Annotated in this window: 24 protein-coding genes; 22 read left to right on the forward strand and 2 right to left on the reverse strand. The window is 69.2% G+C overall.

Annotation, left to right across the window (positions count from 1 at the left end; all coding sequences use genetic code 11):
- Nucleotides 1-372: 372 nt before the first annotated feature.
- The 20 genes from rho to HEP85_RS27200 all read left to right on the forward strand — a co-directional run bounded on the left by rho (nt 373) and on the right by HEP85_RS27200 (nt 21,419).
- On the forward strand, nt 373-2,448 hold the full coding sequence (gene rho / locus HEP85_RS27105; RefSeq protein ID WP_329527419.1) for a transcription termination factor Rho: 2,076 nt from the start codon (nt 373-375) through the stop codon (nt 2,446-2,448).
- Nucleotides 2,449-2,669: 221 nt separating this feature from the next.
- Nucleotides 2,670-4,493 (forward strand): trypsin-like serine protease, encoded by a 1,824-nt coding sequence (locus HEP85_RS27110; protein WP_168534064.1) that lies wholly within the window; start codon nt 2,670-2,672, stop codon nt 4,491-4,493.
- Nucleotides 4,494-4,703: 210 nt separating this feature from the next.
- The gene (locus HEP85_RS27115) at nt 4,704-5,843 is read left to right on the forward strand and encodes an LCP family protein (protein WP_168530255.1); all 1,140 of its coding nucleotides are present in this window, start codon (nt 4,704-4,706) and stop codon (nt 5,841-5,843) included.
- Between the two features lie 169 nt (nt 5,844-6,012).
- Complete coding sequence (gene rpmE, locus HEP85_RS27120; RefSeq protein WP_168530256.1) at nt 6,013-6,234, forward strand: 50S ribosomal protein L31; 222 nt, start codon at nt 6,013-6,015, stop codon at nt 6,232-6,234.
- 174 nt (nt 6,235-6,408) lie between these two features.
- Nucleotides 6,409-7,485, forward strand: a complete 1,077-nt coding sequence (gene prfA / locus HEP85_RS27125) for a peptide chain release factor 1 (RefSeq protein WP_168530257.1) — start codon at nt 6,409-6,411, stop codon at nt 7,483-7,485.
- 79 nt (nt 7,486-7,564) lie between these two features.
- Nucleotides 7,565-8,404: a peptide chain release factor N(5)-glutamine methyltransferase gene (prmC, locus tag HEP85_RS27130; RefSeq protein WP_329290446.1), complete on the forward strand. Its 840-nt coding sequence runs from the start codon at nt 7,565-7,567 to the stop codon at nt 8,402-8,404.
- Nucleotides 8,405-8,457: 53 nt separating this feature from the next.
- On the forward strand, nt 8,458-9,105 hold the full coding sequence (locus HEP85_RS27135) for an L-threonylcarbamoyladenylate synthase (RefSeq protein ID WP_168530259.1): 648 nt from the start codon (nt 8,458-8,460) through the stop codon (nt 9,103-9,105).
- A 52-nt stretch (nt 9,106-9,157) separates the two neighbouring features.
- Complete coding sequence (locus HEP85_RS27140) at nt 9,158-9,805, forward strand: protein-tyrosine-phosphatase (protein WP_168530260.1); 648 nt, start codon at nt 9,158-9,160, stop codon at nt 9,803-9,805.
- A 191-nt stretch (nt 9,806-9,996) separates the two neighbouring features.
- Complete coding sequence (gene glyA / locus HEP85_RS27145; RefSeq protein WP_168530261.1) at nt 9,997-11,238, forward strand: serine hydroxymethyltransferase; 1,242 nt, start codon at nt 9,997-9,999, stop codon at nt 11,236-11,238.
- Nucleotides 11,239-11,364: 126 nt separating this feature from the next.
- Nucleotides 11,365-12,732: an MraY family glycosyltransferase gene (locus HEP85_RS27150; protein ID WP_168530262.1), complete on the forward strand. Its 1,368-nt coding sequence runs from the start codon at nt 11,365-11,367 to the stop codon at nt 12,730-12,732.
- A 285-nt stretch (nt 12,733-13,017) separates the two neighbouring features.
- Nucleotides 13,018-13,455 (forward strand): hypothetical protein, encoded by a 438-nt coding sequence (locus HEP85_RS27155; protein WP_168530263.1) that lies wholly within the window; start codon nt 13,018-13,020, stop codon nt 13,453-13,455.
- A gap of 225 nt (nt 13,456-13,680) precedes the next feature.
- Nucleotides 13,681-14,502, forward strand: a complete 822-nt coding sequence (atpB, locus tag HEP85_RS27160; protein WP_168530264.1) for a F0F1 ATP synthase subunit A — start codon at nt 13,681-13,683, stop codon at nt 14,500-14,502.
- Nucleotides 14,503-14,575: 73 nt separating this feature from the next.
- A complete protein-coding gene (gene atpE / locus HEP85_RS27165) occupies nt 14,576-14,806 on the forward strand; it encodes an ATP synthase F0 subunit C (protein WP_031039373.1) in 231 nt (76 codons plus the stop codon).
- A gap of 40 nt (nt 14,807-14,846) precedes the next feature.
- Nucleotides 14,847-15,398: a F0F1 ATP synthase subunit B gene (locus HEP85_RS27170; RefSeq protein WP_168530265.1), complete on the forward strand. Its 552-nt coding sequence runs from the start codon at nt 14,847-14,849 to the stop codon at nt 15,396-15,398.
- On the forward strand, nt 15,395-16,216 hold the full coding sequence (locus tag HEP85_RS27175) for a F0F1 ATP synthase subunit delta (protein WP_168530266.1): 822 nt from the start codon (nt 15,395-15,397) through the stop codon (nt 16,214-16,216). The genes HEP85_RS27170 and HEP85_RS27175 overlap by 4 nt, the downstream gene beginning before the upstream one ends.
- Nucleotides 16,217-16,341: 125 nt before the next feature.
- A complete protein-coding gene (gene atpA, locus HEP85_RS27180) occupies nt 16,342-17,931 on the forward strand; it encodes a F0F1 ATP synthase subunit alpha (RefSeq protein WP_168530267.1) in 1,590 nt (529 codons plus the stop codon).
- A gap of 21 nt (nt 17,932-17,952) precedes the next feature.
- Complete coding sequence (locus HEP85_RS27185; protein WP_168530268.1) at nt 17,953-18,870, forward strand: F0F1 ATP synthase subunit gamma; 918 nt, start codon at nt 17,953-17,955, stop codon at nt 18,868-18,870.
- The gene (atpD, locus tag HEP85_RS27190; RefSeq protein WP_153288574.1) at nt 18,870-20,306 is read left to right on the forward strand and encodes a F0F1 ATP synthase subunit beta; all 1,437 of its coding nucleotides are present in this window, start codon (nt 18,870-18,872) and stop codon (nt 20,304-20,306) included. The genes HEP85_RS27185 and atpD overlap by 1 nt, the downstream gene beginning before the upstream one ends.
- A 130-nt stretch (nt 20,307-20,436) precedes the next feature.
- A complete protein-coding gene (locus tag HEP85_RS27195; protein ID WP_168530269.1) occupies nt 20,437-20,811 on the forward strand; it encodes a F0F1 ATP synthase subunit epsilon in 375 nt (124 codons plus the stop codon).
- 161 nt (nt 20,812-20,972) lie between these two features.
- Nucleotides 20,973-21,419, forward strand: coding sequence for a DUF2550 domain-containing protein (locus HEP85_RS27200; protein WP_153288573.1), 447 nt, complete (start codon nt 20,973-20,975; stop codon nt 21,417-21,419).
- A gap of 89 nt (nt 21,420-21,508) precedes the next feature.
- On the opposite strand, the gene HEP85_RS27205 is transcribed toward HEP85_RS27200, so the two are convergent.
- Together HEP85_RS27205 and HEP85_RS27210 are read right to left on the reverse strand one after the other, a co-directional pair.
- A complete protein-coding gene (locus tag HEP85_RS27205) occupies nt 21,509-23,347 on the reverse strand; it encodes a glycoside hydrolase family 18 chitinase (RefSeq protein WP_168530270.1) in 1,839 nt (612 codons plus the stop codon).
- Nucleotides 23,348-23,539: 192 nt separating this feature from the next.
- Nucleotides 23,540-24,112 carry a cob(I)yrinic acid a,c-diamide adenosyltransferase gene (locus HEP85_RS27210; protein ID WP_168530271.1) on the reverse strand — a complete coding sequence of 191 codons (573 nt, stop codon included), beginning with the start codon at nt 24,110-24,112 and terminating at the stop codon, nt 23,540-23,542.
- Between the two features lie 406 nt (nt 24,113-24,518).
- On the opposite strand from HEP85_RS27210, the gene HEP85_RS27215 reads away from it, so the two are divergent.
- Both HEP85_RS27215 and HEP85_RS27220 read left to right on the forward strand, forming a co-directional pair.
- On the forward strand, nt 24,519-25,367 hold the full coding sequence (locus HEP85_RS27215; protein WP_168530272.1) for a 3-hydroxyacyl-CoA dehydrogenase family protein: 849 nt from the start codon (nt 24,519-24,521) through the stop codon (nt 25,365-25,367).
- Nucleotides 25,368-25,520: 153 nt separating this feature from the next.
- Entirely contained in the window at nt 25,521-25,844 is a 324-nt protein-coding gene (locus tag HEP85_RS27220) for an STAS domain-containing protein (protein WP_168530273.1), read from the forward strand.
- Nucleotides 25,845-25,850 lie beyond the last annotated feature (6 nt).

Consider the following 25,850-nt stretch of genomic DNA (forward strand, 5'->3'; position numbering starts at 1 on the left):
GATTTCGAGAGGGGGAATGTTTGTTGGATCCGGTAGTGTTAACCTCAAGTCTGCACCCGACCCCACCATGGCGAGGTGCATCGTGTCCCCGTCCGGGACAACCTTTCTTCCGGGAGCCTCCCAAACTGCTTTGTGCCATGCATTGGGTGCTATGCGCTGAGCAGTGCTGAGCACGCTCCGGAACCGGCGTGACCGTGCCGATGACACCGCAATTCAGTGCCACGGCTCCGGAATCGTCATCACCAGATATGTCTTCCGCCGCTTTGGCGGACCACCGCCCCGGCGCGGTCCACACCACAAGGACCAAAGCCGGACAGCACAACCGGTCGCCGAGCCAGACAGGCCGACGTCCGCTCCAGGGAAGGACCCTTCGTGAGCGACACCACCGATCTGATGGGCGCGCGTGTCGAGGAGACCGCTGCCGCGCCCGCCACGGACGCCTCTGCCGCGCCTGCCTCCGGTGCCGGCTCCCGGCGGCGCCGCGGTACCGGCCTCGACGGCATGGTGCTGGCCGAGCTTCAGCAGGTCGCGTCCGGCCTCGGCATCAGGGGCACCGCGCGGATGCGCAAGAGCCAGCTGATCGAGGTCATCAAGGAGGCGCAGGCGGGCGGTGCCCCGGCGCAGGCCGCCGACACCGCCGCCGAGGCCAAGCCGAAGCGCCGGGCCACCTCCAAGGCCCGTACCGGCGACGAGGCCACCGCGGCCGAGACGAAGGCCGAGAAGGCCGCCGAGAAGGCCGTGGCCCAGCAGCAGATCGAGATCCCCGGCCAGCCCGCCGGAGGCCCCTCCCGCGCGAGCGAGGCCGAGCGTGACGACGCCCCCGCCGTGGAGCGCCGCCGCCGTCGCGCCGTCGCCGAGGCGGGCAGCCCCGAGACGGTCGCCGTCGAGGCGAAGAGCGAGCCGAAGGCCGACACGGCCGGCGAGGCCAAGGGTGACGCCGGCGACGGCGCCGACGGCCGCCAGGGCCGCCGTGACCGCCGGGACCGCGGCGAGCGCGGTGACCGCGAGCGTGGCGGACGTGAGCGCGACCGCCGCGGCGGCAAGGGCGACGAGCAGCAGCAGGGCCAGGCCGGCGGCGGACAGCAGCGCCCGGAGCGCCAGGACCGACAGGACCGTCAGGATCGTCAGCAGCAGCAGGGCGGCGGCCGTCAGGACCGTCAGGACCGCCAGCCGCGTGACAACGGCCCGCAGGACGACGACGACTTCGACGGTGGCCGTCGCGGCCGTCGCGGCCGTTACCGCGACCGCCGTGGCCGTCGTGGCCGCGACGAGTTCGCGACCAGCGAGCCGCAGCTCGCGGACGACGACGTCCTGATCCCCGTCGCGGGCATCCTGGACATCCTCGACAACTACGCGTTCATCCGCACCTCGGGCTACCTGCCGGGTCCGAACGACGTGTACGTCTCGCTGGCCCAGGTCCGCAAGAACGGCCTGCGCAAGGGTGACCACGTCACCGGCGCCGTGCGTCAGCCCAAGGACGGCGAGCGCCGCGAGAAGTTCAACGCGCTGGTCCGCCTGGACTCGACCAACGGCATGGCCCCCGACTCGGGGCGCGGGCGCCCGGAGTTCAACAAGCTGACGCCGCTCTACCCGCAGGACCGGCTCCGCCTGGAGACCGACCCGGGCGTGCTGACGACCCGGATCATCGACCTCGTCGCGCCGATCGGCAAGGGCCAGCGCGGTCTGATCGTGGCCCCGCCGAAGACCGGCAAGACCATGATCATGCAGGCGATCGCCAACGCGATCACGCACAACAACCCCGAGTGCCACCTGATGGTCGTCCTGGTCGACGAGCGTCCGGAAGAGGTCACCGACATGCAGCGGTCGGTCAAGGGCGAGGTCATCTCCTCGACCTTCGACCGCCCGGCCGAGGACCACACCACGGTCGCCGAGCTCGCCATCGAGCGCGCCAAGCGTCTGGTGGAGCTGGGTCACGACGTCGTCGTGCTGCTCGACTCGATCACGCGTCTGGGCCGTGCGTACAACCTCGCCGCCCCTGCCTCCGGCCGCATCCTGTCCGGTGGTGTCGACTCGACCGCGCTCTACCCGCCGAAGCGCTTCTTCGGTGCCGCGCGCAACATCGAGGACGGCGGCTCGCTGACCATCCTGGCCACCGCGCTCGTCGACACCGGCTCGCGCATGGACGAGGTCATCTTCGAGGAGTTCAAGGGCACCGGCAACGCCGAGCTCAAGCTCGACCGGAAGCTCGCCGACAAGCGTGTCTTCCCGGCGGTGGACGTGGACGCGTCCGGTACCCGTAAGGAAGAGCTGCTGCTCGGCAGCGACGAGCTCGCCATCACCTGGAAGCTGCGTCGCGTGCTCCACGCGCTCGACCAGCAGCAGGCGATCGAGCTGCTGCTCGACAAGATGAAGCAGACGAAGTCGAACGCGGAGTTCCTTCTGCAGATCCAGAAGACGACGCCGTCGCCGGGCAACGGCAACGACTGACCCTCGCACGTCTGAGACAAAGGGCCGCCCCCGATCCGGGGGCGGCCCTTTGTGCTGTCCGGCACGCGTGTACGATCGCGCCTTCTCGCAACAGATAGGTCTCAGGGGGGACTTGAGTGGATTCATCCTTGTCCGGGCGTGGTCGTCACAGACGCCGGATACGCATCGCCGTTCCCGTCGCCGCCGCGACCCTGGCGGCCGCCGTCGGCGGCGCGCTGCTGATGTCGTCCGCGAACGCCGCCACGACGCAGTCGGCGCCGACGGCCAGGCCGGGCCACCCGTCGCCCGGCCTCGCCACGCTGGAGAAGCGGATCGCCGCCGCCGTCGCCAGTGACGGCACGGCGGGCCCGTCGACCCCGAAGCCCTCGCGGGGCGCGAGCACGGGCACGGACGCAGGTACGGGTGCAGGTACGGGTACGAGTGCGGGGGCGACCTCGGGCGCCGGCACGTCCACAAGTACAGGCGCGGGCATAGGCGCGGGCACCGGCACGAGCGTCGGCGGGAGCGCGGCCACCGGCTCCGTCGATCCGAAGATCATCGGTGGTACCACGACGACCATCACCACGGCTCCGTGGATGGCTCAGCTCTGGTACACGGACGACAAGGGCACGAGCAGCACCAGCGACGACACCGGGTTCTTCTGCGGTGGCGCGGTGGTGGCGCCGACGAAGATCCTCACCGCCGCGCACTGCGTCAAGGGCTACGACTGGAAGGCCCACGGGGCCGTCCTGACCGGCACCGGTCAGCTGCCCTCGGACGGCGGTACCAACCTGCACGGCGGCACCGTCTCCGGTGTCTGGCGGCAGTGGAACCATCCCTCGTACAGCGCGTCGGCCATCGACAACGACCTCGCGGTGCTCACGCTGCCGGGCCCGGTCAAGGCCAAGCCGATCCGGATGACGACGTCGGGCGACACCGCCTCGTACGCGTCCGGCACCAAGGCCACGCTCTACGGCTGGGGCCGCACCACCTCCACCACGCAGGACATCGCCGAGAACCTCAAGACGGCCACGCTGCCCCTCCAGTCCGACACCACGTGCGGCCGTTACTACGGCACGGACTTCGTCAAGGGCCACATGGTCTGCGCGGGCAACCCGGCGACCGGCAGCGACACCGGCACCACCTCGGCCTGCAACGGTGACTCCGGCGGCCCGCTGATCGTGGGCGGCCGCATCGTGGGCGTCGTCTCCTGGGGCGTGGCGGACTGCGTGAAGAAGGGCGCGTACAGCGTCTTCAGCAAGGTCAGCACCTATGTGGGCGCCGCCTTCCCGCGCGTCGACGACACGAACCTGAGCGGTGACCACAAGGCGGACCTGTTCGTCCGCCAGGCGTCCACCAAGACGCTGTACGAGAAGGACTCCAACGGCACCTCGTTCGGGGCCCGGCAGTCGTGGGGCTCCTGGAGCACGTCGAACGTGGTCCTGCAGGCCGACCTCGACCGCGACGGCTACCAGGACGTCGTGGAGCGCCGCAGCTCCAGCGGTGACATCCACTGGTGGCACTTCCTGCCGTCCACGGAGAAGTGGGCCGACACGAAGATCTTCACCAACTGGAAGACCCGCACACGCGTCGTCGCCCCCGGCGACGTCACCGGTGACGCGCTGCCGGACCTGCTCTCCGTCGACTCCGGTGGCGTCCTGTGGATCTACCCGGGCAAGGGCAACGGCACCTTCTCGGCCCGCGTCGAGGTCGGCTCCGGCTGGAACCAGTACAACTCCCTTCGCGGGCATGGTGACTTCAGCGGGGACGGCAAGGCCGACCTGATCGCGCGCAGCGGGACCGGCTCGTACGTCTACCTCTACAAGGGCACCGGCAAGGCGGGCAGCGGGGCGTTCTCGGCCCGCGTCAAGGTGCGCACCTGGGGCGGCTACAACGCCTTCGACGCTCCGGGTGACGTGACCGGCGACGGCAGGGCCGACTTCCTGGCCCGTACGCCCGGCGGCACGCTGTATCTGTACCCGGGTACCGGCAAGGCCACCAGCGAGATCTTCGCCACAAGGATCAAGATCGGTACCGATTTCGGGCAGTACGACATCTTCGGCTGAAAGAGCAGGTGAGCGCGTTCCTGTCCGGACGCGCCGAGCCTTCGATGTGCCCATCGCGGTCGGCGGTGGGCACATCGCGTTGTGCAACCCTTTGCCGAGTTTCCCCGTCTGACGGTACGGAGTGACCATGGAGAAGTACGTGTCACGACCGCAGACGGGCCTGGCCCTGACAGACAGGGGTAACCGACAGTACGAGGACTGAGGGAGCACATGCCTGCCGAGAGCACGCCGGGACCCGGGACACCGGGCGAGTCCGGCACGAGCCGTCCGCGCCGCCGTGCGAAGGGCAGCCGCCGCAAGCCGCGGGGAACGCGACGCAAGGCGCTGCTCATCACGGCCTGGACCGCGGCGGGCATCGTCGTGCTGGGCGGCACGGGCGTCGGGATCCTCTACTTCAAGCTCAACGACAACCTCAAGACCGTCGACATCAACCAGGCCCTCGGTTCGGACCGGCCCCTGAAGGCCGACAACGGCTCCGAGAACATCCTGGTGCTGGGGTCCGACACGCGGTCCGGCGGCAACGAGAAGCTCGGCGGCGGCGTCGACGACGGCAGCGCCCGCTCGGACACGGCGATGGTCGTGCACATATACCAGGGCCACAAGAAGGCCAGCGTGGTCTCCATACCCCGCGACACCCTCGTCCGGCGCCCCTCCTGCACGGACGCCAAGGGCGTCACCCACGACGCCGCGACCGGCGTCATGTTCAACTCCGCGTACTCCACCGGTGGCGCCACCTGCGCCGTGAAGACCGTCGAGTCCCTGTCCGGCATCCGCATGGACCACTACGTCGAGGTCGACTTCAGCGGCTTCCAGAAGCTCATCGACGACCTGGGCGGTGTCTCGGTCACCACGACCAAGGACATCAAGGACCCCGACAGCCATCTGAACCTCACGGCCGGCCCGCACACGCTCGACGGGCGGCAGGCGCTCGGTCTGGTCCGCACCCGGCACGGCGTCGGTGACGGCTCCGACCTCGGCCGCATCCAGCTCCAGCAGGCGTTCATCAAGGCCCTGGTCGACCAGGTCAAGCACCTCGGCGTCCTGACCAGCCCCGCGAAGCTCTACCAGCTCGCCGACACCGCCACCAAGACCGTCACCACCGACTCCGACATCGGTTCGGTCAAGGACCTCGCGTCCTTCGCCGACGGTCTCAAGGGCATCGGCTCGTCGCACATGAACATGGTGACGATGCCGGTCCAGTACGACAGCGCGGACGCCAACCGTGTCCTGGTCGACGAGGCCAAGGCCAAGATGGTCTGGAACGCCCTCAAGGACGACCGGGCGGTTCCGAGGGCGGCCACCGAGGGCACCGCCACGGGCACCGCGAAGGGCGTCGTGAACGCCTCCTGAGCCCCGTGCGCAGGCCCTGAGCGGCCCGTACACCTGCCCGGGAATAGATAATCCATCCCCCCGGTTTTGGGGGATGCGCCCAGTCCTGGCAGACTGGTACGTCGGCTCCGGTTCACGCACCCGCATCCCGCGGCGGCGACCCGGCGCCCTCCCGAAACTAGGAGACACCTTGAAGCGCGAGATCCACCCCGAGTACGTCGAGACCCAGGTCAGCTGCACCTGTGGCGCGTCGTTCATCACCCGCAGCACGATCGACTCCGGCACCATCCGTGCCGAGGTCTGCTCCGAGTGCCACCCGTTCTACACGGGCAAGCAGAAGATCCTCGACACCGGTGGCCGCGTGGCCCGCTTCGAGGCCCGCTTCGGCAAGGCTGCCGCTGCCAAGAAGTAGCGAGCCCACAGCGCCGGTCTCCGGCGTCCCCGGCACGGGGGCGCCGGGACCGGCGCTTTGCGGTGCAGCCCCTTCCCCCAGGGTCCGGACCCCGTCAGGACCCTGGGGACCCCCACGCCGTACCTACGTCCCCGAGCCCGTCACGGAGCGGGGGACAGTCCATTGGAGCCGGAGATGTTCGAGGCGGTCGAGGAACTCATCGGTGAACACGCCGATCTGGAGAAGAAGCTCGCTGACCCGTCGGTCCACGCCGACCAGGCCAACGCGCGCAAGCTGAACAAGCGCTACGCCGAGCTGACCCCGATCGTCGCGACGTACCGCTCCTGGAAGCAGACCGGGGACGACATCGGGACCGCGAAGGAGTTCGCGGCCGACGACCCCGACTTCGCCGCCGAGGTCAAGGAACTGGAGAAGCAGCGCGGGGAGCTCACCGAGAAGCTCCGGCTGCTGCTGGTCCCGCGCGACCCCAGCGACGACAAGGACGTCATCCTGGAGATCAAGGCGGGCGCCGGCGGCGACGAGTCCGCCCTCTTCGCCGGCGACCTGCTGCGCATGTACCTGCGGTACGCCGAGCGCGTCGGCTGGAAGACCGAGATCATCGACTCCACCGAGTCCGAGCTCGGCGGCTACAAGGACGTCCAGGTCGCGGTGAAGACCAAGGGCGGCCAGGGCGCCACCGAGCCGGGACAGGGCGTCTGGGCGCGCCTGAAGTACGAGGGAGGCGTGCACCGCGTGCAGCGCGTGCCGTCCACCGAGTCGCAGGGCCGCATCCACACCTCCGCGGCCGGCGTGCTGGTCACGCCGGAGGCCGAGGAGGTCGACGTCGAGATCCACGCGAACGATCTGCGCATCGACGTCTACCGCTCCTCCGGACCCGGCGGCCAGTCCGTGAACACGACCGACTCCGCGGTGCGCATCACGCACATTCCCACCGGAGTCGTCGCCTCCTGCCAGAACGAGAAGAGCCAGCTGCAGAACAAGGAGCAGGCGATGCGTATCCTGCGCTCCAGGCTCCTCGCGGCGGCGCAGGAGGAAGCGGAACGGGAGGCCGCGGACGCCCGCCGCAGCCAGGTCCGTACCGTCGACCGCTCCGAGAAGATCCGTACGTACAACTTCCCGGAGAACCGCATCTCGGACCACCGCGTCGGATTCAAGGCGTACAACTTGGACCAGGTCCTCGACGGCGACCTCGACGCGATGATCCAGGCCTGCGTCGACGCGGACTCGGCGGCCAAACTCGCCGCCGCGTAAGAAGCTCACGACAACAGCTCAGCCCCGGAGGACCAGCGTGCAGCAACATCTTGGGGGGCGACCCCCAAACCCCCGCGGCGTGCTGCTCGCGGAAGTGGCCCAGGCCACCCAGCGGCTGGCCGACGCCGGCGTGCCCTCACCGCGCAACGACGCGGAGGAGCTCGCCGCCTTCGTGCACGGCGTGAAACGGGGCGAGCTGCACACCGTCAAGGACGCGGACTTCGACGCCCGCTACTGGGAGGTGATCGCGCGCCGGGAGGCCCGCGAGCCGCTCCAGCACATCACCGGGCACGCCTATTTCCGCTACCTGGAGCTCCAGGTGGGCCCCGGCGTCTTCGTGCCCCGCCCGGAGACCGAGTCGGTGGTCGGCTGGGCCATAGACGCCGTCCGCGCGATGGACGTCGTCGAACCACTGATCGTCGACCTCTGCACCGGCTCCGGCGCCATCGCGCTCGCCCTCGCGCAGGAGGTCCCGCGCTCCCGCGTGCACGCCGTGGAGCTGTCCGAGGACGCCCTGCGGTGGACACGCAAGAACGTCGAGGGGTCCAGGGTCGACCTGCGCCAGGGAGACGCCCTGGAGGCCTTCCGCGACCTCGACGGGCAGGTGGACCTGGTGATCTCCAACCCGCCGTACATCCCGCTCACCGAGTGGGAGTACGTGGCGCCGGAGGCCCGGGACCACGATCCCGAACTCGCCCTGTTCTCCGGCGAGGACGGACTCGACCTCATCCGCGGCATCGAGCGCACCGCGCACCGGCTGCTGCGCCCCGGCGGCGTCGTCGTCATCGAGCACGCCGACACCCAGGGCGGACAGGTGCCGTGGATCTTCACCGAGGAGCGGGGCTGGGCCGACGCGGCCGACCACCCGGACCTCAACAACCGGCCGCGGTTCGCGACCGCCCGCAAGGCGATGCCGTGATGACGCGCATCCCGTTCCCCAGCCAGCAGTACGTGTACGAGGAGGCCCGCTAAATGGCACGGCGATACGACACCAACGACGCGACCGACCGCACGACCGGTCTGCGTGAGGCCGCGTCCGCCGTCCGCCGTGGCGAGCTGGTGGTCCTCCCGACGGACACGGTCTACGGCATCGGTGCCGACGCGTTCACCTCGGAGGCCGTCGCCGATCTGCTCGACGCCAAGGGCCGCGGCCGCAACATGCCCACCCCTGTCCTCATCGGCTCCCCGAACACCCTGCACGGGCTCGTCACGGACTTCTCCGAGATGGCCTGGGAGCTCGTCGACGCGTTCTGGCCGGGCGCCCTGACGCTCGTCGCCCGGCACCAGCCGTCCCTGCAGTGGGACCTCGGTGACACCCGGGGCACGGTGGCCGTGCGCATGCCGTTGCACCCGGTCGCCATCGAACTGCTCACGGAGGTCGGCCCGATGGCCGTCTCCTCCGCGAACCTCACCGGCCACCCGGCGCCGGAGGACTGCGACGCCGCGCAGGAGATGCTCGGGGACTCCGTCTCCGTCTACCTGGACGGCGGTCCGACCCCCGGCAACGTGCCCTCCTCGATCGTGGACGTGACCGGCAAGGTGCCCGTGCTGCTGCGCGCCGGGGCGCTGTCGGCGGAGGAGCTGCGGAAGGTCGTACCCGACCTCGAGGTGGCGAATTGACAGCCCCTGACGCCCCCAGGCTCCCGGCCCCCCTCGACCAGGGGGCACCCCCATGCGTGGCATAGGCACGGGGAGCGCGGGGTCCAACGGTGCTCCCGGGGGGTCCTTCCGCATCCTCCACGTCAGCACCGGCAACGTGTGCCGCTCGCCGATCACCGAGCGGCTGACCCGCCATGCCCTCGCGCACCGCCTCGGCGACCCCCTGTGGGGCGGCCTGATCGTGGAGAGCGCGGGCACCTGGGGCCACGAGGGCGCGCCCATGGAGGCCAACGCCGAGACCGTCCTCGCGGACTTCGGCGCGGACGCCACGGGCTTCGTCGGCCGCGAGCTCCTCGACGACCACGTCATCAGGGCCGACCTGGTGCTGACGGCCACCCGCGACCACCGCGCCCAGGTCATCTCCATGGGCCACTCGGCGGGTCTGCGCACCTTCACACTGAAGGAGTTCACGCGCCTCGTACGGGCCATAGACACCGCGACGCTGCCCCCGCTGGAGGACGGCGTGGTCGAACGCGCCCGTGCCCTGGTGCGGGCCGCGGCGGCGCTGCGCGGGTGGCTGCTGGCCCCGACGGCGGAGGCGGACGAGGTGTACGACCCCTACGGCGCGCCGCTGCCGTTCTTCCGGTCCATCGGGGACGAGATCAACGAGGCGCTGGACCCGGTCGTGACGGCGCTGACGGGCGTGCGGGCGAGCGCCTGACACGGGCGCGGCCGTGTCGGGCGGGGGCCCGCGCACGGTCGTGGGCGAGGGCGCCGGCCGGGCCGCGCGGCGCCGACGGGATACGGGTCCGGGCGAGACCGGGCGCCCGCGGGGCCGCGGTTCTACATTGGACGTAGCGCATCTCGCCGCCCAGGACGTGGCGCACCCCCTGCCGAGGTCCGGAGACCACCATGCCGGTCACACACACGCTGGAAGCGGATGTCCTGCGCCGACAGGACCCGGAACTCGCCGAGATCCTGCTCGGGGAGCTGGTGCGGCAGTCGACGACGTTGCAGCTGATCGCGGCCGAGAACTTCACCTCGCCGGCCGTGCTGGCCGCCCTCGGGTCGCCGCTCGCCAACAAGTACGCCGAGGGGTACCCCGGCGCCCGTCACCACGGCGGCTGCGAGATCGTCGACGTCGCCGAGCGGGTGGCCGTGGAGCGCGCCAGGGCCCTTTTCGGCGCCGATCACGCGAACGTGCAGTCCCACTCCGGATCCTCGGCCGTGCTGGCCGCGTACGCCGCCCTGCTGCGCCCCGGCGACACGGTGCTCGCCATGGGGCTGGCCTTCGGGGGTCACCTCACGCACGGGTCGCCGGCGAACTTCTCCGGCCGCTGGTTCGACTTCGTCGGCTACGGCGTGGAGCCGCAGACCGGGCGGATCGACTACGAGCAGGTGCGGGCGCTGGCCCGGACGCACCGCCCCAAGGCCATCGTCTGCGGCTCCATCTCCTATCCCCGGCACATCGACTACGCGCTCTTCCGGGAGATCGCCGACGAGGCCGGCGCCTATCTCATCGCCGACGCCGCCCACCCCATCGGGCTGGTCGCCGGGGGAGCCGCGCCCAGCCCGGTGCCGTACGCCGACGTGGTCTGCGCGACGACCCACAAGGTGCTGCGCGGGCCACGCGGCGGCATGATCCTGTGCGGCGCGGAACTGGCCGAGCGCGTCGACCGCGCCGTCTTCCCGTTCACCCAGGGCGGTGCGCAGATGCACACGATCGCCGCCAAGGCCGTCGCGTTCGGCGAGGCGGAGACGCCCGCGTTCACGGCGTACGCGCATCAGGTGGTCGCCAACGCGCGGGCGCTGGGCGAGCGGCTGGCCGCGGAGGGACTCGCCCTGACCACGGGCGGCACCGACACCCACATGCTGACCGCCGACCCGGCGCCGTTCGGCCTCGACGGACGCACCGCGCGCGGCCGGCTCGCCGCCGCCGGAATGGTCCTCGACACCTGTGCGCTGCCTCACGGGGAGTCGCGGGGCCTGCGGCTGGGCACCGCGGCGATGACCACGCAGGGCATGGGCGAGCTGGAGATGGCGCAGGTCGCGGCGGTGTTCGCGGCGGTGCTGCGAGGCGGGAAGGACAGCAGGACCGCACGTGAAGAAGTGCGGGAGCTCACCGGAAGATTTCCGCCCTATCCGGACCTCTGAGGGGTACACGCACTCGTGTGCACAGCCACTCGTGCAACCATCGTCGCTACCCGGAAGTCCTCAACCGTATGCGCGCATCGCTAGGGTGTGGGGCTGAGATGGCCAGCGAGACCTGTGGGGAAGCCCGTGCGTGAATATCTGCTGACACTCTGTGTCACGGCCGCGGTGACGTATCTGCTGACCGGGCCGGTACGGAAGTTCGCGATCGTGGCCGGAGCCATGCCGCAGATCCGGGCACGGGACGTGCACCGGGAACCCACACCGCGGCTCGGCGGCATCGCGATGTTCTTCGGTCTGTGCGCCGGCCTGCTGGTCGCCGACCACCTGACGAACCTCAACGCGGTCTTCTCCAACTCCAACGAGCCGCGCGCGCTGCTCTCCGGGGCGGCGCTGATCTGGCTGATCGGCGTGCTGGACGACAAGTTCGAGATCGACGCCCTGATCAAGCTGGGCGGTCAGATGATCGCCGCGGGCGTGATGGTCATGCAGGGTCTGACGATCCTGTGGCTGCCGATCCCCGGTGTCGGCCTGGTGGCCCTCACCCAGTGGCAGGGCACGCTGCTGACGGTGGCGCTGGTGGTCATCACGATCAACGCCGTGAACTTCGTCGACGGGCTCGACGGGCTCGCCGCCGGCGTGGTGTGCATCGCCTCCGCCGCGTTCTTCCTGTACGCCTACCGCATCTGGTACAGCTACGGCATCGAGGCGGCCGCCCCGGCGACGCTGTTCGCGGCGATCCTGATGGGCATGTGCCTGGGCTTCCTGCCGCACAACATGCACCCGGCGCGGATCTTCATGGGGGACTCCGGCTCGATGCTGATCGGGCTGGTGCTTGCGGCCGGCGCGATCTCCATCACGGGGCAGATCGACCCCGACGTGATGAACCTCTTCACCGGTTCCCCGCGCAACACCGTTCACCAGACGGTGCCCGTCTTCATCCCGCTGCTGCTGCCGCTGACGATCATCGCCATCCCGGCCGCCGACCTCGTGCTCGCCATCGTGCGGCGCACCTGGCGCGGACAGTCGCCGTTCGCCGCCGACCGCGGGCATCTGCACCACCGACTGCTGGAGGTCGGCCACTCGCACAGCAGGGCCGTGCTGATCATGTACTTCTGGTCGGCGCTCATCGCCTTCGGCGCCCTCGCCTACTCGGTGAACTCGGGAGCCATGTGGAGCGTGCTCGGTATCGCCGCGTTCAGCGCGGTCGGTCTCGTGCTGCTCCTGCTGCCGCGCTTCACCCCGCGCGCTCCGCGCTGGGCCGAGCACCTCGTACCGCCGCGCTACCGGCGTCGCCGGGCCGCCGCCTCGGCGCTCCCGGCCGACGGTGACGAAGAGGCGCCGGCGCAGGGCGCCGAGGCCGCGCGGGAGCGGGAGGACATCGACGACGAACAGCGTGCCCCGGTCGTTGTCGGAGTCTCAGGAGTCAACGGGGCGACGGCGATTGGCACTCGTGCGCGTGTCCTGGACCGGCCCGGGGCCGAAAGTTCACGCTGACGCAAAGTAAGAATTTTGCAAGAGCCGCCAGTGGCAAACCGCTGCAATACCAGACAAGTTGCCCGTTATTTTGCACAGACGCGCAGGTTCACTCTCATGTGTGACAGCGAGCACACCATCTAGGTAAAGACCGCATCAAATAGTTTGTGATACGGTTCACGAGAACCCGGGGTGGAGCCGAAGGACCGTCGTGAGACGGCCCCTTGGCGTGAGGATCTCTCTCGACCCGGGACTACGCTCGTCCATGACGACACCCTGCCCCCCTTAGCAAGCGGAGTTGCCGCCATGCCGTCCAATGACGCCCGGATTCTCCTTCAGGCCGCCGTGCCCACAGCTGCCGTCGGCGCGATCGCCGCCGTGGTCAGCGGTGTGGTCGCGGGTGGCAAGGGAGCGCTCGGGGCGGTCGTCGCGACGCTGGTCGTGATCCTGTTCATGGGCATCGGGCTCTACGTTCTGCAGCGCACCGCCAAAACGCTTCCGCACCTGTTCCAGGCGATGGGACTGCTGCTCTACACGGCGCAGATTCTTCTGCTGTTCATCTTCGTCGCCGCGTTCAAGAACACGACGCTGTTCAACCCCAAAGCCTTCGCGATCACCCTGGTCGCCACCACGCTCGCGTGGATCGGCGCACAGGCGCGTGCCCACATGAACGCCAAGATCCTTTACGTCGAACCCGACTCCGCGAAGGGCGACAAGCCCGAAAAATCGGAGCACTCGTCGTGAGGGGTAGGGCCGGGATAAGTGCCTGTAGGAGATCCTGCTATCGTCCGGTGCCAACTGCGGCATCGCGGGCGCGGGCATCTGAGCTGACGCCTGCTCAATCGCGAGGCTTGATGCCCCACAGCCGCCCTCCCATCCGTAACACCAGTCCAGTGCCGAACCGCGGCTGCGCGCCGCGCCGACACAACGAGGTTGCCGTACCTATGCGCCACGCTGAAGGAGCCCGCGGTGAGTGCTGACCCGACGCAGGTGCTCGCCTTCGAGACCGACTGCCACATCTTCGACGGCTGTGGCTTCCCGGCTCCCGGCCTGCACTCGTTCCTGTTCAAGCCCCTCTTGGGCGACGGGGACAGCAACTTGTACTTCAACAAGACGATGCTGCTGGCGCTGCTCGGCTCGATCATCATCGTCGGCTTCTTCTGGGCGGCCTTCCGCAAGCCGAAGGTCGTCCCGGGCAAGCTCCAGATGGTCGCCGAGACGGGTTACGACTTCGTCCGGCGCGGCATCGTCTACGAGACCATCGGCAAGAAGGAAGGCGAGAAGTACGTACCGCTCGTCGTCTCGCTCTTCTTCTTCGTCTGGATGATGAACCTCTGGTCGATCGTGCCGGTCGCCCAGTTCCCGGTCACCGCGATCATCTCGTACCCCGTGGTGCTCGCCCTGATCGTCTACGTCCTGTGGGTGTCGCTGACCTTCAAGCGTCATGGCTTCGTCGGCGCCCTCAAGAACTTCACGGGATACGACAAGTCGCTCGGCCCCGTGCTGCCGCTGGCCATGCTCATCGAGTTCTTCTCGAACCTGATCGTCCGGCCCTTCACGCACGCGGTCCGACTCTTCGCGAACATGTTCGCCGGCCACACCCTGCTGCTGCTGTTCACGATCGCCAGCTGGTACCTGCTGAACGGCATCGGGATCGCCTACGCGGGCGTCTCGTTCATCATGGTGATCGTCATGACGGCCTTCGAGCTGTTCATCCAGGCCCTGCAGGCGTATGTGTTCGTGCTGCTGACCTGCTCCTTCATCCAGGGCGCGCTGGCCGAGCACCACTGAGCGCCCGCTTCTCGACCCCGCAGTCGTCCGGTGGCCAACCCCCACCGGTCCGTAAAGAAAAGGAAGAACTGGCATGTCCCAGACCCTTGCCGCTGTCTCCGGCTCGCTCGGCTCGATCGGTTACGGCCTCGCGGCCATCGGCCCCGGCGTCGGCGTCGGCATCATCTTCGGTAACGGCACCCAGGCGCTCGCCCGTCAGCCTGAGGCCGCCGGTCTGATCCGCGCCAACCAGATTCTCGGCTTCGCCTTCTGTGAGGCGCTCGCCCTCATCGGTCTGGTCATGCCGTTCGTCTACGGCGTGTGACGTCGGATCGACGACAGCCCACTAGACGAAAGGCACTGATATGAGCCAGCTGCTCATTCTGGCGGCCGAGCAGGAGAACCCGCTCGTCCCGCCGATCCCTGAGCTTGTCATCGGCCTGATCGCCTTCGTCATCGTCTTCGGCTTCCTCGCCAAGAAGCTTCTCCCGAACATCAACAAGGTTCTGGACGAGCGTCGCGAGGCCATCGAGGGCGGTATCGAGAAGGCCGAGGCCGCTCAGACCGAGGCCCAGAGCGTGCTGGAGCAGTACAAGGCCCAGCTCGCCGAAGCCCGGCACGAGGCCGCGCGGCTGCGCCAGGAGGCGCAGGAGCAGGGCGCCACGCTCATCGCCGAGATGCGCGCGGAAGGCCAGCGGCAGCGTGAGGAGATCATCGCCGCCGGCCACTCGCAGATCGAGGCCGACCGCAAGGCCGCTTCGCAGGCGCTGCGCCAGGACGTGGGCAAGCTCGCCACCGACCTGGCCGGCAAGCTCGTCGGTGAGTCCCTCGAGGACCACGCCCGGCAGAGCCGTGTCATCGACCGCTTCCTCGACGGACTCGATGAGGCCGCCACGAAGGCCGAGGCGACTCGATGACAGCGCACGGAGCGAGCCGCGAGGCGTTCGCTGCAGCCCGTGAGCGTCTCGACGCGCTGACGGACTCGACGTCCGTGGACGCGGCCCGGCTCGGCGACGAGCTGGCCGCCGTCACCGCCCTGCTCGACCGCGAGGTGTCCCTGCGTCGGGTCCTGACCGACCCGGCGCAGCCCGGTGAGGCCAAGGCCGAGCTGGCCCAGCGCCTGCTGGGCGGCCAGGTCGGCGGCCCGGCCGCGGACCTGGTGGCCGGTCTGGTGCGCTCGCGCTGGTCGCAGTCGCGCAACCTGGTGGACACGCTGGAGGAGCTGGCGAACATCGCCGACCTCACGGCCGCCCAGCGGGCGAACACGCTCGACGACGTCGAGGACGAGCTGTTCCGGTTCGGCCGGATCGTCTCCTCGAACACCGAGCTGCGTGCCGCGCTGACCGACCGCGCCGCTTCGAAGGCGGCCAAGAGCGAGCTGCTGCGCAGCCTGCTCGGCGGCCGTGCCAACGTGACCACCGAGCGTCTGGTGACGCGCCTTGTGACCGCGCCGCGTGGACGTAGCCTGGAGGCGGGACTCGAGTCCCTGTCCAAGCTCGCCGCCGAGCGCCGGGACCGCATGGTCGCCGTCGTCACCTCGGCGGTCCCGCTGAGCGACGGCCAGAAGCAGCGCCTCGGCGCCGCTCTGGCGAAGCTCTACGGCCGCTCGATGCACCTCAACCTCGACGTGGACCCCGAGGTCCTCGGCGGGATCCGGGTGCAGGTCGGTGACGAGGTCATCAACGGCGCCATCGCGGACCGGCTCGACGACGCCGGCCGCCGCATGGCCGGCTAGCAGCAACTCAATACGCGTAACACGTTGTACCTACGGCCCTGGTTGGGCCGTGCAGAGGATTCCTGGGGGCTGACCCCAGACCCCCAAGAACACTTCGGGCCCAACAAGGAGAGCAGGGAACCCAGATGGCGGAGCTCACGATCCGGCCGGAGGAGATCCGGGACGCGCTGGAGAACTTTGTCCAGTCGTACCAGCCGGACGCGGCCTCGCGCGAGGAGGTCGGTACGGTCACCGTCGCCGGCGACGGTATTGCCAAGATCGAGGGTCTTCCCTCGGCGATGGCGAACGAGCTGCTGAAGTTCGAGGACGGGACCCTCGGTCTCGCGCTGAACCTGGAAGAGCGCGAGATCGGTGCGGTCGTCCTCGGCGAGTTCAGCGGCATCGAGGAGGGCCAGCCGGTGCACCGCACCGGTGAGGTGCTGTCCGTCGCCGTGGGCGAGGGCTACCTCGGCCGCGTCGTCGACCCGCTCGGCAACCCGATCGACGGCCTCGGCGAGATCGAGACGTCCGGCCGCCGCGCCCTCGAGCTGCAGGCCCCGGGCGTCATGGTCCGCAAGTCGGTGCACGAGCCGATGGAGACCGGCTACAAGGCCGTCGACGCGATGACCCCGGTCGGCCGCGGCCAGCGTCAGCTGATCATCGGTGACCGTCAGACCGGCAAGACCGCGCTGGCCGTCGACACGATCATCAACCAGCGCGACAACTGGCGCTCGGGCGACCCGAAGAAGCAGGTCCGCTGCATCTACGTCGCCATCGGTCAGAAGGGCTCCACCATCGCCTCCGTGCGAGGTGCCCTGGAAGAGGCCGGCGCGCTCGAGTACACGACCATCGTCGCCGCCCCGGCGTCCGACCCGGCCGGCTTCAAGTACCTGGCGCCGTACACCGGTTCGGCCATCGGCCAGCACTGGATGTACGACGGCAAGCACGTCCTCATCATCTTCGACGACCTCTCGAAGCAGGCCGACGCCTACCGCGCCGTGTCCCTGCTGCTGCGCCGTCCGCCGGGGCGCGAGGCCTACCCCGGTGACGTCTTCTACCTGCACTCCCGTCTGCTGGAGCGCTGCGCGAAGCTCTCCGACGACATGGGCGCCGGTTCGATGACGGGTCTGCCGATCGTCGAGACCAAGGCGAACGACGTGTCGGCGTTCATCCCGACCAACGTCATCTCCATCACCGACGGCCAGTGCTTCCTGGAGTCCGACCTGTTCAACGCCGGCCAGCGTCCGGCCCTGAACGTCGGTATCTCGGTCTCCCGCGTCGGTGGCTCCGCCCAGCACAAGGCGATGAAGCAGGTCTCCGGCCGGCTCCGTCTCGACCTCGCCCAGTACCGTGAGCTGGAGGCGTTCGCCGCCTTCGGTTCCGACCTGGACGCCGCGTCGAAGTCGCAGCTGGAGCGCGGTCAGCGACTGGTCGAGCTGCTCAAGCAGTCTCAGTACCAGCCGATGCCGACCGAGGACCAGGTCGTCTCCGTCTGGGCCGGTACCACCGGCAAGATGGACGACGTACCGGTCTCCGACGTCCGCCGCTTCGAGAAGGAGCTCCTGGAGTTCCTGCACCGCAAGGAGCAGGGCCTCATGACCTCCATCAAGGAGGGCGGCAAGATGTCGGACGATACCCTCACCGCCGTCGCCGACGCCATTGCGGACTTCAAGAAGCAGTTCGAGACCTCGGACGGGAAGCTTCTCGGCGAGGACGCTCCGGCCGCCGCCAAGTGACGTAAGGAAGGGACCTGACTCATGGGAGCCCAGCTCCGGGTCTACAAGCGTCGCATCCGATCCGTCACCGCGACCAAGAAGATCACCAAGGCGATGGAGATGATCGCCGCCTCGCGCGTCGTCAAGGCGCAGCGCAAGGTGGCGGCCTCCGCGCCGTACGCGACCGAGCTCACCCGCGCGGTCACGGCGGTCGGTACCGGTTCGAACACCAAGCACCCGCTGACCACGGAGGCGGAGACGGCGACCCGTTCCGCGGTGCTGCTCCTCACGAGCGACCGCGGACTGGCCGGCGCCTTCAACTCCAACGCCATCAAGGCGGCGGAGATGCTGACCGCCCGTCTCGCGGCCGAGGGCAAGGAGGTCGACACGTACATCGTCGGCCGCCGCGGTCTGGCCCACTACCACTTCCGCGAGCGCACGGTCGTGGAGTCGTGGTCGGGCTTCACCGACGAGCCCACCTACGCGGACGCGAAGAAGGTCGCGGGTCCGCTCATCGAGGCCATCGAGAAGGAGACGGCGGACGGCGGCGTGGATGAACTCCACATCGTCTACACCGAGTTCGTCTCGATGATGACGCAGACGGCGATCGACAGCCGACTGCTTCCGCTGCGCCTCGAAGAGGTTGCGGAGGAGACGTCCAGCACGGGCGAGATCCTTCCGCTGTACGAGTTCGAGCCATCGGCGGAGGACGTCCTCGACGCCCTGCTGCCGCGCTACGTCGAGAGCCGTATCTACAACGCGCTGCTCCAGTCGGCTGCCTCCAAGCACGCCGCCACGCGCCGCGCGATGAAGTCGGCGACCGACAACGCGGGAGACCTGATCACCACGCTCTCCCGCCTTGCCAATGCGGCCCGCCAGGCCGAAATCACCCAGGAAATCAGCGAGATCGTCGGTGGCTCCGCAGCCCTTGCCGACGCGACCGCGGGGAGTGACAAGTAATGACGACGACTTCTGAGACGGCCGTTGCCACGGGCCGCGTCGCCCGGGTCATCGGCCCGGTCGTCGACGTGGAGTTCCCCGTCGACGCGATGCCGGACATCTACAACGCCCTTCACGTCGAGGTGGCCGACCCGGCCAACGCCGGCGAGAAGAAGACGCTGACCCTGGAGGTCGCCCAGCACCTGGGTGACGGCCTGGTCCGCACGATCTCCATGCAGCCCACCGACGGTCTGGTCCGCCAGGCCGCGGTCACCGACAGCGGTACCGGCATCACGGTCCCGGTCGGCGACTTCACCAAGGGCAAGGTGTTCAACACCCTCGGTGAGGTGCTGAACAGCGACGAGAAGTACACGGGCGAGCGCTGGTCCATCCACCGCAAGGCCCCGCGCTTCGACGAACTCGAGTCGAAGACCGAGATGTTCGAGACCGGCGTCAAGGTCATCGACCTTCTCACCCCGTACGTCAAGGGTGGAAAGATCGGTCTGTTCGGTGGTGCCGGTGTCGGCAAGACGGTGCTCATCCAGGAGATGATCTACCGCGTCGCCAACAACCACGACGGTGTCTCCGTGTTCGCCGGTGTCGGTGAGCGCACCCGTGAGGGCAACGACCTCATCGAGGAGATGTCGGACTCGGGCGTCATCGACAAGACCGCCCTTGTCTTCGGCCAGATGGACGAGCCCCCGGGCACCCGTCTGCGCGTGGCCCTCGCGGGTCTGACCATGGCGGAGTACTTCCGCGATGTGCAGAAGCAGGACGTGCTGTTCTTCATCGACAACATCTTCCGCTTCACGCAGGCCGGTTCCGAGGTCTCGACCCTGCTCGGCCGTATGCCCTCCGCGGTGGGCTACCAGCCGAACCTGGCCGACGAGATGGGTCTCCTCCAGGAGCGCATCACCTCGACCCGTGGTCACTCGATCACCTCGATGCAGGCGATCTACGTCCCCGCGGACGACCTGACCGACCCGGCCCCGGCCACCACGTTCGCCCACCTCGACGCGACGACGGTGCTCTCCCGTCCGATCTCCGAGAAGGGCATCTACCCGGCCGTGGACCCGCTGGACTCCACGTCCCGCATCCTGGACCCGCGGTACATCGCCGCGGACCACTACGCGACCGCGATGCGCGTCAAGTCGGTCCTCCAGAAGTACAAGGACCTTCAGGACATCATCGCGATCCTCGGTATCGACGAGCTGGGCGAGGAGGACAAGCTCACCGTCCACCGTGCCCGTCGCGTGGAGCGCTTCCTGTCCCAGAACACCCACGTCGCCAAGCAGTTCACCGGCGTCGACGGGTCGGACGTCCCGCTGGACGAGTCGATCGTGGCCTTCAACGCGATCATCGACGGTGAGTACGACCACTTCCCGGAGCAGGCGTTCTTCCTGTGCGGTGGCATTGAGGACCTCAAGGCCAACGCCAAGGAGCTCGGCGTCTCCTGAACCTCGTGTTCATGAGTGAGGGGGGCGGGGCCGCACCTCGCGGGGTGCGTCCCGTCCCTCTCCTCACGCCCATTAGACTTTGACCCAACACCCGGCGGCAACGGCCGGGTGGTGACCCGAGGAGCCCACCTTGGCTGCTGAGCTGCATGTCGAGCTCGTCGCCGCGGACCGCAGTGTCTGGTCCGGCGAGGCCACCCTGGTCGTCGCGCGTACCACGTCCGGCGACATCGGCGTCATGCCCGGTCACCAGCCGCTTCTCGGTGTGCTGGAGTCGGGCCCGGTGACCATCCGTACGAGTGATGGTGGAACGGTCGTCGCCGCGGTGCACGGCGGTTTCATCTCGTTCGCGGACAACAAGCTGTCGCTGCTGGCCGAGATCGCCGAGCTGTCGGACGAGATCGACGTCCAGCGCGTGGAGCGGGAGCTCGAGCGCGCCAAGGCGGAGGGCGATGCCTCCGCCGAGCGTCGGGCGGATGTCCGACTCCGGGCGGTGTCGGCGCGCTGATCCGGGGGCACCTCCCAGACCCTTAGGGTACTGGGGGAGTGCCGAGTGATGCTTTGCCTCAGCCGCGGCTGGGACCGGATGATTCCGGCCCCGGCCGCGGCTGAGGCGAATGCGGAGGTTTTTTCTTTTCCGTTACCTAGGAGACGAGGAGGTCGGTGTCGATGGTCCTCGCTCTGACTGTGTGCGGATTGGTAGTGGCTCTCGTGGTGGTGGGGCTGTTCGTCTTCGGCCTCCGCCGCCGGCTCATCCAGCGTTCCGGCGGCACGTTCGACTGCAGCCTGCGCTGGGACGTGCCCGAGAAGAGCGACACCAGTGGCAAGGGCTGGGGCTACGGCGTCGCCCGCTACAACGGTGACCGCATCGAGTGGTACCGGGTCTTCTCGTACTCCCCCCGCCCGCGCCGTGTGCTGGAGCGCTCGGCGATCGAGGTGGCCGGCCGGCGTGCCCCGGACGGTGAGGAGGAGCTCGCGCTGCTCTCCGACGCGATCATCCTGGCCTGTGTCCACCGGGGCACGCGGCTGGAACTGGCGATGAGCGAGGACGCGCTGACCGGGTTCCTCGCGTGGCTGGAGGCGGCCCCGCCCGGACAGCGTGTGAACGTCGCCTGACCCTCGCCCGTCGGTGCCCGTGAACCGGGAAGACCGCCGCGGACGGACCCGGAGGTCCGCCCGCGGCGGCTGTGCGGGGTGGTGCGGGGTCAGCTCAGGCCGGTGTTGACGGCGCTGACCAGTTCACCGTTGCTGGTGTCGCCGCTGAAGTCCCAGAAGAACGCGCCGCCCAGACCCTGGGTCCTGGCCCACGCCATCTTCGTGCCGATGGTGGCGGGGGTGTCGTAGCTCCACCAGTTGCTGCCGCAGTGCGCGTACGCGGTTCCGGCGACCGTGCCGGTGGCCGGGCAGGACGTCTTGAGGACCTTGTAGTCCTCGATGCCCTGCTCGTACGTGCCCGGCGCGGGTCCGGTTGCCGTGCCGCCCGGTGCGTCCTGGGTGACGCCCGTCCAGCCGCGGCCGTAGAAGCCGATGCCGATCAGCAGCTTGCTCGCGGGCACGCCCTTCGACTTGAACTTGGCGATCGCGTCGGCGGTGGTGAAACCGGGCGTCGGGATGCCGGTGTACGAGGTGAGCGGGGAGTGCGGGGCGGTCGGGCCCTGTGCGGCGAACGCGCCGAAGAAGTCGTACGTCATCACGTTGTACCAGTTGACGTACTGCGAGGCGCCCGCGTAGTCGGCGGCGTCGATCTTGCCGCCGGAGGTGCCGTCGGCCGTGGTGGCCGCGGTGACCAGGTTGCCCGTGCCGAACTTGGCGCGCAGGGCCTGCATCAGGTTCTTGTAGGCCGCGGCGCCGCTGGTGTCACAGGACAGACCGCAGGCGTTCGGGTACTCCCAGTCGATGTCGATGCCGTCGAAGACGTCGGCCCAGCGCGGGTCCTCGACGAGGTTGTAGCAGGACTGCGCGAAGGCGGCCGGGTTGGCGGCGGCCTGGGCGAAGCCGCCGGACCACGTCCAGCCGCCGAAGGACCAGAGGATCTTGATGTTCGGGTACTTGGCCTTCAGCTCGCGCAGCTGGTTGAAGTTGCCGCGCAGTGGCTGGTCCCAGGTGTCGGCGACGCCGCTGACCGACTGGTCGGCGGTGAAGGCCTTGTCGTAGTCGGCGTAGGAGTCGCCGATCGCGCACTGGCCGTTGGTGACGTTGCCGAAGGCGTAGTTGATGTGCGTGATCTTGGCGGCCGAGCCCGACGTCACCAGGTTCTTGACGTTGTAGTTGCGGCCGTAGATGCCCCACTCGGTGAAGTAGCCGAGCTTGACGGCGTTGCCGGTGGGCGGCGGGGTGGTGGTGCCGCCGGTGGTGTGCACCGAGACGGCGCCGCCCACCGGACCGGTCTGGTCGGCGGTGTCACGGGCCTGGACGGTGTACGAGTAGTCGGTGCCGGCGGTCAGGCCGGTGTCCGTGTAGGTCGTACCGGTCACGGTGGCGACCTTGGCGCCGCCGCGCAGGACGTCGTAGTTCTTGATGCCCTTGTCGTCGGTGGCCGCACTCCAGGAGAGCTTCACCGAGGTGTCGGTGAGGGAGGAGGCGGTGGGAGTGCCGGGCGCGGAGGGCGGGTTGTCACCGGGGACGGAGGTTCCGCCGTCACAACTGCCGCCGTTCAGCGTGCAGTTGGAGGGGGAGCCGGAGCCGGCGCCGTTGAAGCCGAAGGAGACGGAGGCGCCTGCGGCGAGGGTGCCGTTGTAGGACTTGTTCTTGGCGGTCCAGTGGGTGCCGGAGCTGGTGACGTCCGCGTCCCAGGCCGAGGTGACGGACGTCCCGGAGGGGAAGTCCCAGTTGATCGTCCAGGAGCTGATGGCGGTGGTGCCGGTGTTCTTGACGGTCCACTGTCCGCCGAAGCCCGTACCCCAGTCCTGGGTCTTGGTGTAGGTGGCGGTGGCCGAGGTGGCCGCATGGGCGGGGCTCGCGAGGCCGACGAGGGCGGCGAGGGGGAGGAGCAGGGTGGTGAGACCTGCCACGGTTTTCTGTCGGGCTCTGTGCCGGAAGCGCATGATGCCTCTCCTCGGGGGTGTCGTGGGCATGACTGAGCGCAGTGCGGTGAGAATAGAAAGGTCTGGACCATAGGTCAATAGGTCTGGACCAGTGAACGCAGCACTGTGCCGAGGCCTCAACTCCCCAGCAAGAACGGCGGCTTGGGCCCGGCGATCAGCCGCCGGGCCCGGACGCTCCCGGGCCGCTGCGGGTCAGCGCTCCCCGCCGGGCACCCACAGGACGTCGCCGGTCGCCTTGTTCGCCGTCCGCGCCAGGATGAAGAGCAGGTCCGAGAGGCGGTTGAGATAGGTGGCGGTCAGCGGGTTCATGAGCTCGCCGTGCACCTCGAGAGCGGCCCACGTCGAGCGCTCGGCCCGCCGCACCACCGTGCACGCCTGGTGCAGCAGCGCCGCGCCGGGTGTGCCGCCGGGCAGGATGAAGGAGCGCAGCTTCTCCAGTTCGTCGTTGAAGCGGTCGCAGTCCGCCTCCAGCCGGTCGATGTAGAACTGCTCGACGCGCAGGGGCGGGTACGCGGGGTTCTCGGCCACGGGGGTCGACAGGTCGGCCCCCACGTCGAACAGGTCGTTCTGCACACGGGTGAGGACGGTGACGACGTCCTCGTCGAGCCCGCCGAGCGTGATCGCCGTACCGAGCACCGCGTTCGCCTCGTTGGCGTCCGCGTACGCCGAGATCCGCAGATCGGTCTTGGAGACCCGGCTCATGTCCCCGAGGGCGGTGCTGCCCTGGTCGCCGGTCCTGGTGTAGATGCGCGTCAGATTGACCATGGGGTCAGCGTAGTTACGCCCCGGCCTTCCGGTGCGCACGTGTGCCCACCGTCACGGCGGGCGCCGCGGGGACGGCGGCGACCGCGGCGCCGTACGGCCCGTGACCGGTGCGCGGACGCCCGCGCACCGGTCTCCCCCGTGTCCACCGGACGGCGCAGCGGCATGCGGGGCCCGGCCGCAATCCGGACGAAGTGTCACGCGAGGCGGTCGTCCTCCCCGGCCGGACGCAGGACCTGTTGGGCGAGAAGGCGCTCAACTACGGGGTACGCGACGCGGGGTGAGCCATCCGGTGTGATGTCCGTCAGATGAGACGTGACGCGCATTACTTACCGGTCACAGGGGCCCTCACGAGCGCTAGTGTCCGCCCGAGAGGCAGACATATACAGCGCGTCAGGGGAGTCGCACAGTGGCACGGAAGCTCGCCGTCATCGGAGCCGGCCTGATGGGGTCCGGCATCGCCCAGGTGTCCGCGCAGGCGGGCTGGGACGTCGTCCTGCGCGACGTCACCGACGAGGCGCTGAAGCGTGGCACGGACGGTATCAAGGCCTCCTACGACAGGTTCGTGAGCAAGGGCAGGCTGGAGGCGCACGACGCCGACGCCGCGCTCGGCCGGATCACCGCGACCACCGACCTCGACGCCGCCGCAGACGCGGACGTCGTGGTCGAGGCGGTGTTCGAGAAGCTCGAGGTCAAGCACGAGATCTTCCGGACCCTGGACAGGATCGTCCGTCCCGACGCCGTACTCGCCTCCAACACCTCCGCGATCCCGATCACCAAGATCGCGGCGGCCACCGAGCACCCGGAGCGGGTCGTCGGTGTCCACTTCTTCTCGCCGGTGCCGATGATGCAGCTGTGCGAACTGGTGCGCGGATACAAGACGAGCGACGAGACCCTCGCCACCGCGAAGGAGTTCGCCGAGTCCGTCGGCAAGACCTGCATCGTCGTCAACCGTGACGTGGCCGGCTTCGTGACGACCCGTCTCATCTCGGCTCTCGTCGTCGAGGCGACCAAGCTGTACGAGTCCGGCGTGGCGAGCGCCGAGGACATCGACCTCGCCTGCAAGCTGGGCTTCGGACACGCCATGGGACCGCTCGCCACGGCCGACCTGACCGGCGTCGACATCCTGCTGCACGCCACCGGCAACATCTACACCGAGACCCAGGACGAGAAGTTCGCCCCGCCGGAGCTGATGCGCCGGATGGTTGACGCCGGTGACATCGGGCGCAAGAGCGGGCAGGGCTTCTACAAGCACTGACATCGCGTGCGCCTCTGGAGCATCACCCCATGAGGTGAATTCGGTATCGGTTCGCTTACAGACGGCAACCTCTGAGCCCTCAGGGCAGTCAGACGGTGCACACGGAAGACGCAGGCTGACGCAGCGTACGAGACGCACTCCCGGGGAGCGCATATGTACATCAGGGGCGACCACGCCGAGGTGGTCGTCGGGGGCCGCCTCGACGTACGCAGCGCGGCGGACGCCCGTACGGTCCTGCACTCGGCCGTCGACGACGGAGCCGGCGACCTGGTGCTCGACCTGTCCGAGCTGGACTCCTGGGACGCCACCGGGCTCGGTGTCATCATGGGCGCCCACCGACGGGCCGGGCGGTGCGGCCGACGGCTCGTGCTGCGCGGCGTGCCCCCGCAGATGCAGCGTCTGCTGGTGGCCACCCGGCTGCACCGGATCCTCGCGATCGAGGGCGGCATCGGGGTCGAGTCGCTGCCCCGTGTGTGACCCGCT

It is taken from the genome of Streptomyces sp. RPA4-2 (genome assembly GCF_012273515.2).
GTDB classification, from domain to species: domain Bacteria; phylum Actinomycetota; class Actinomycetes; order Streptomycetales; family Streptomycetaceae; genus Streptomyces; species Streptomyces kaempferi.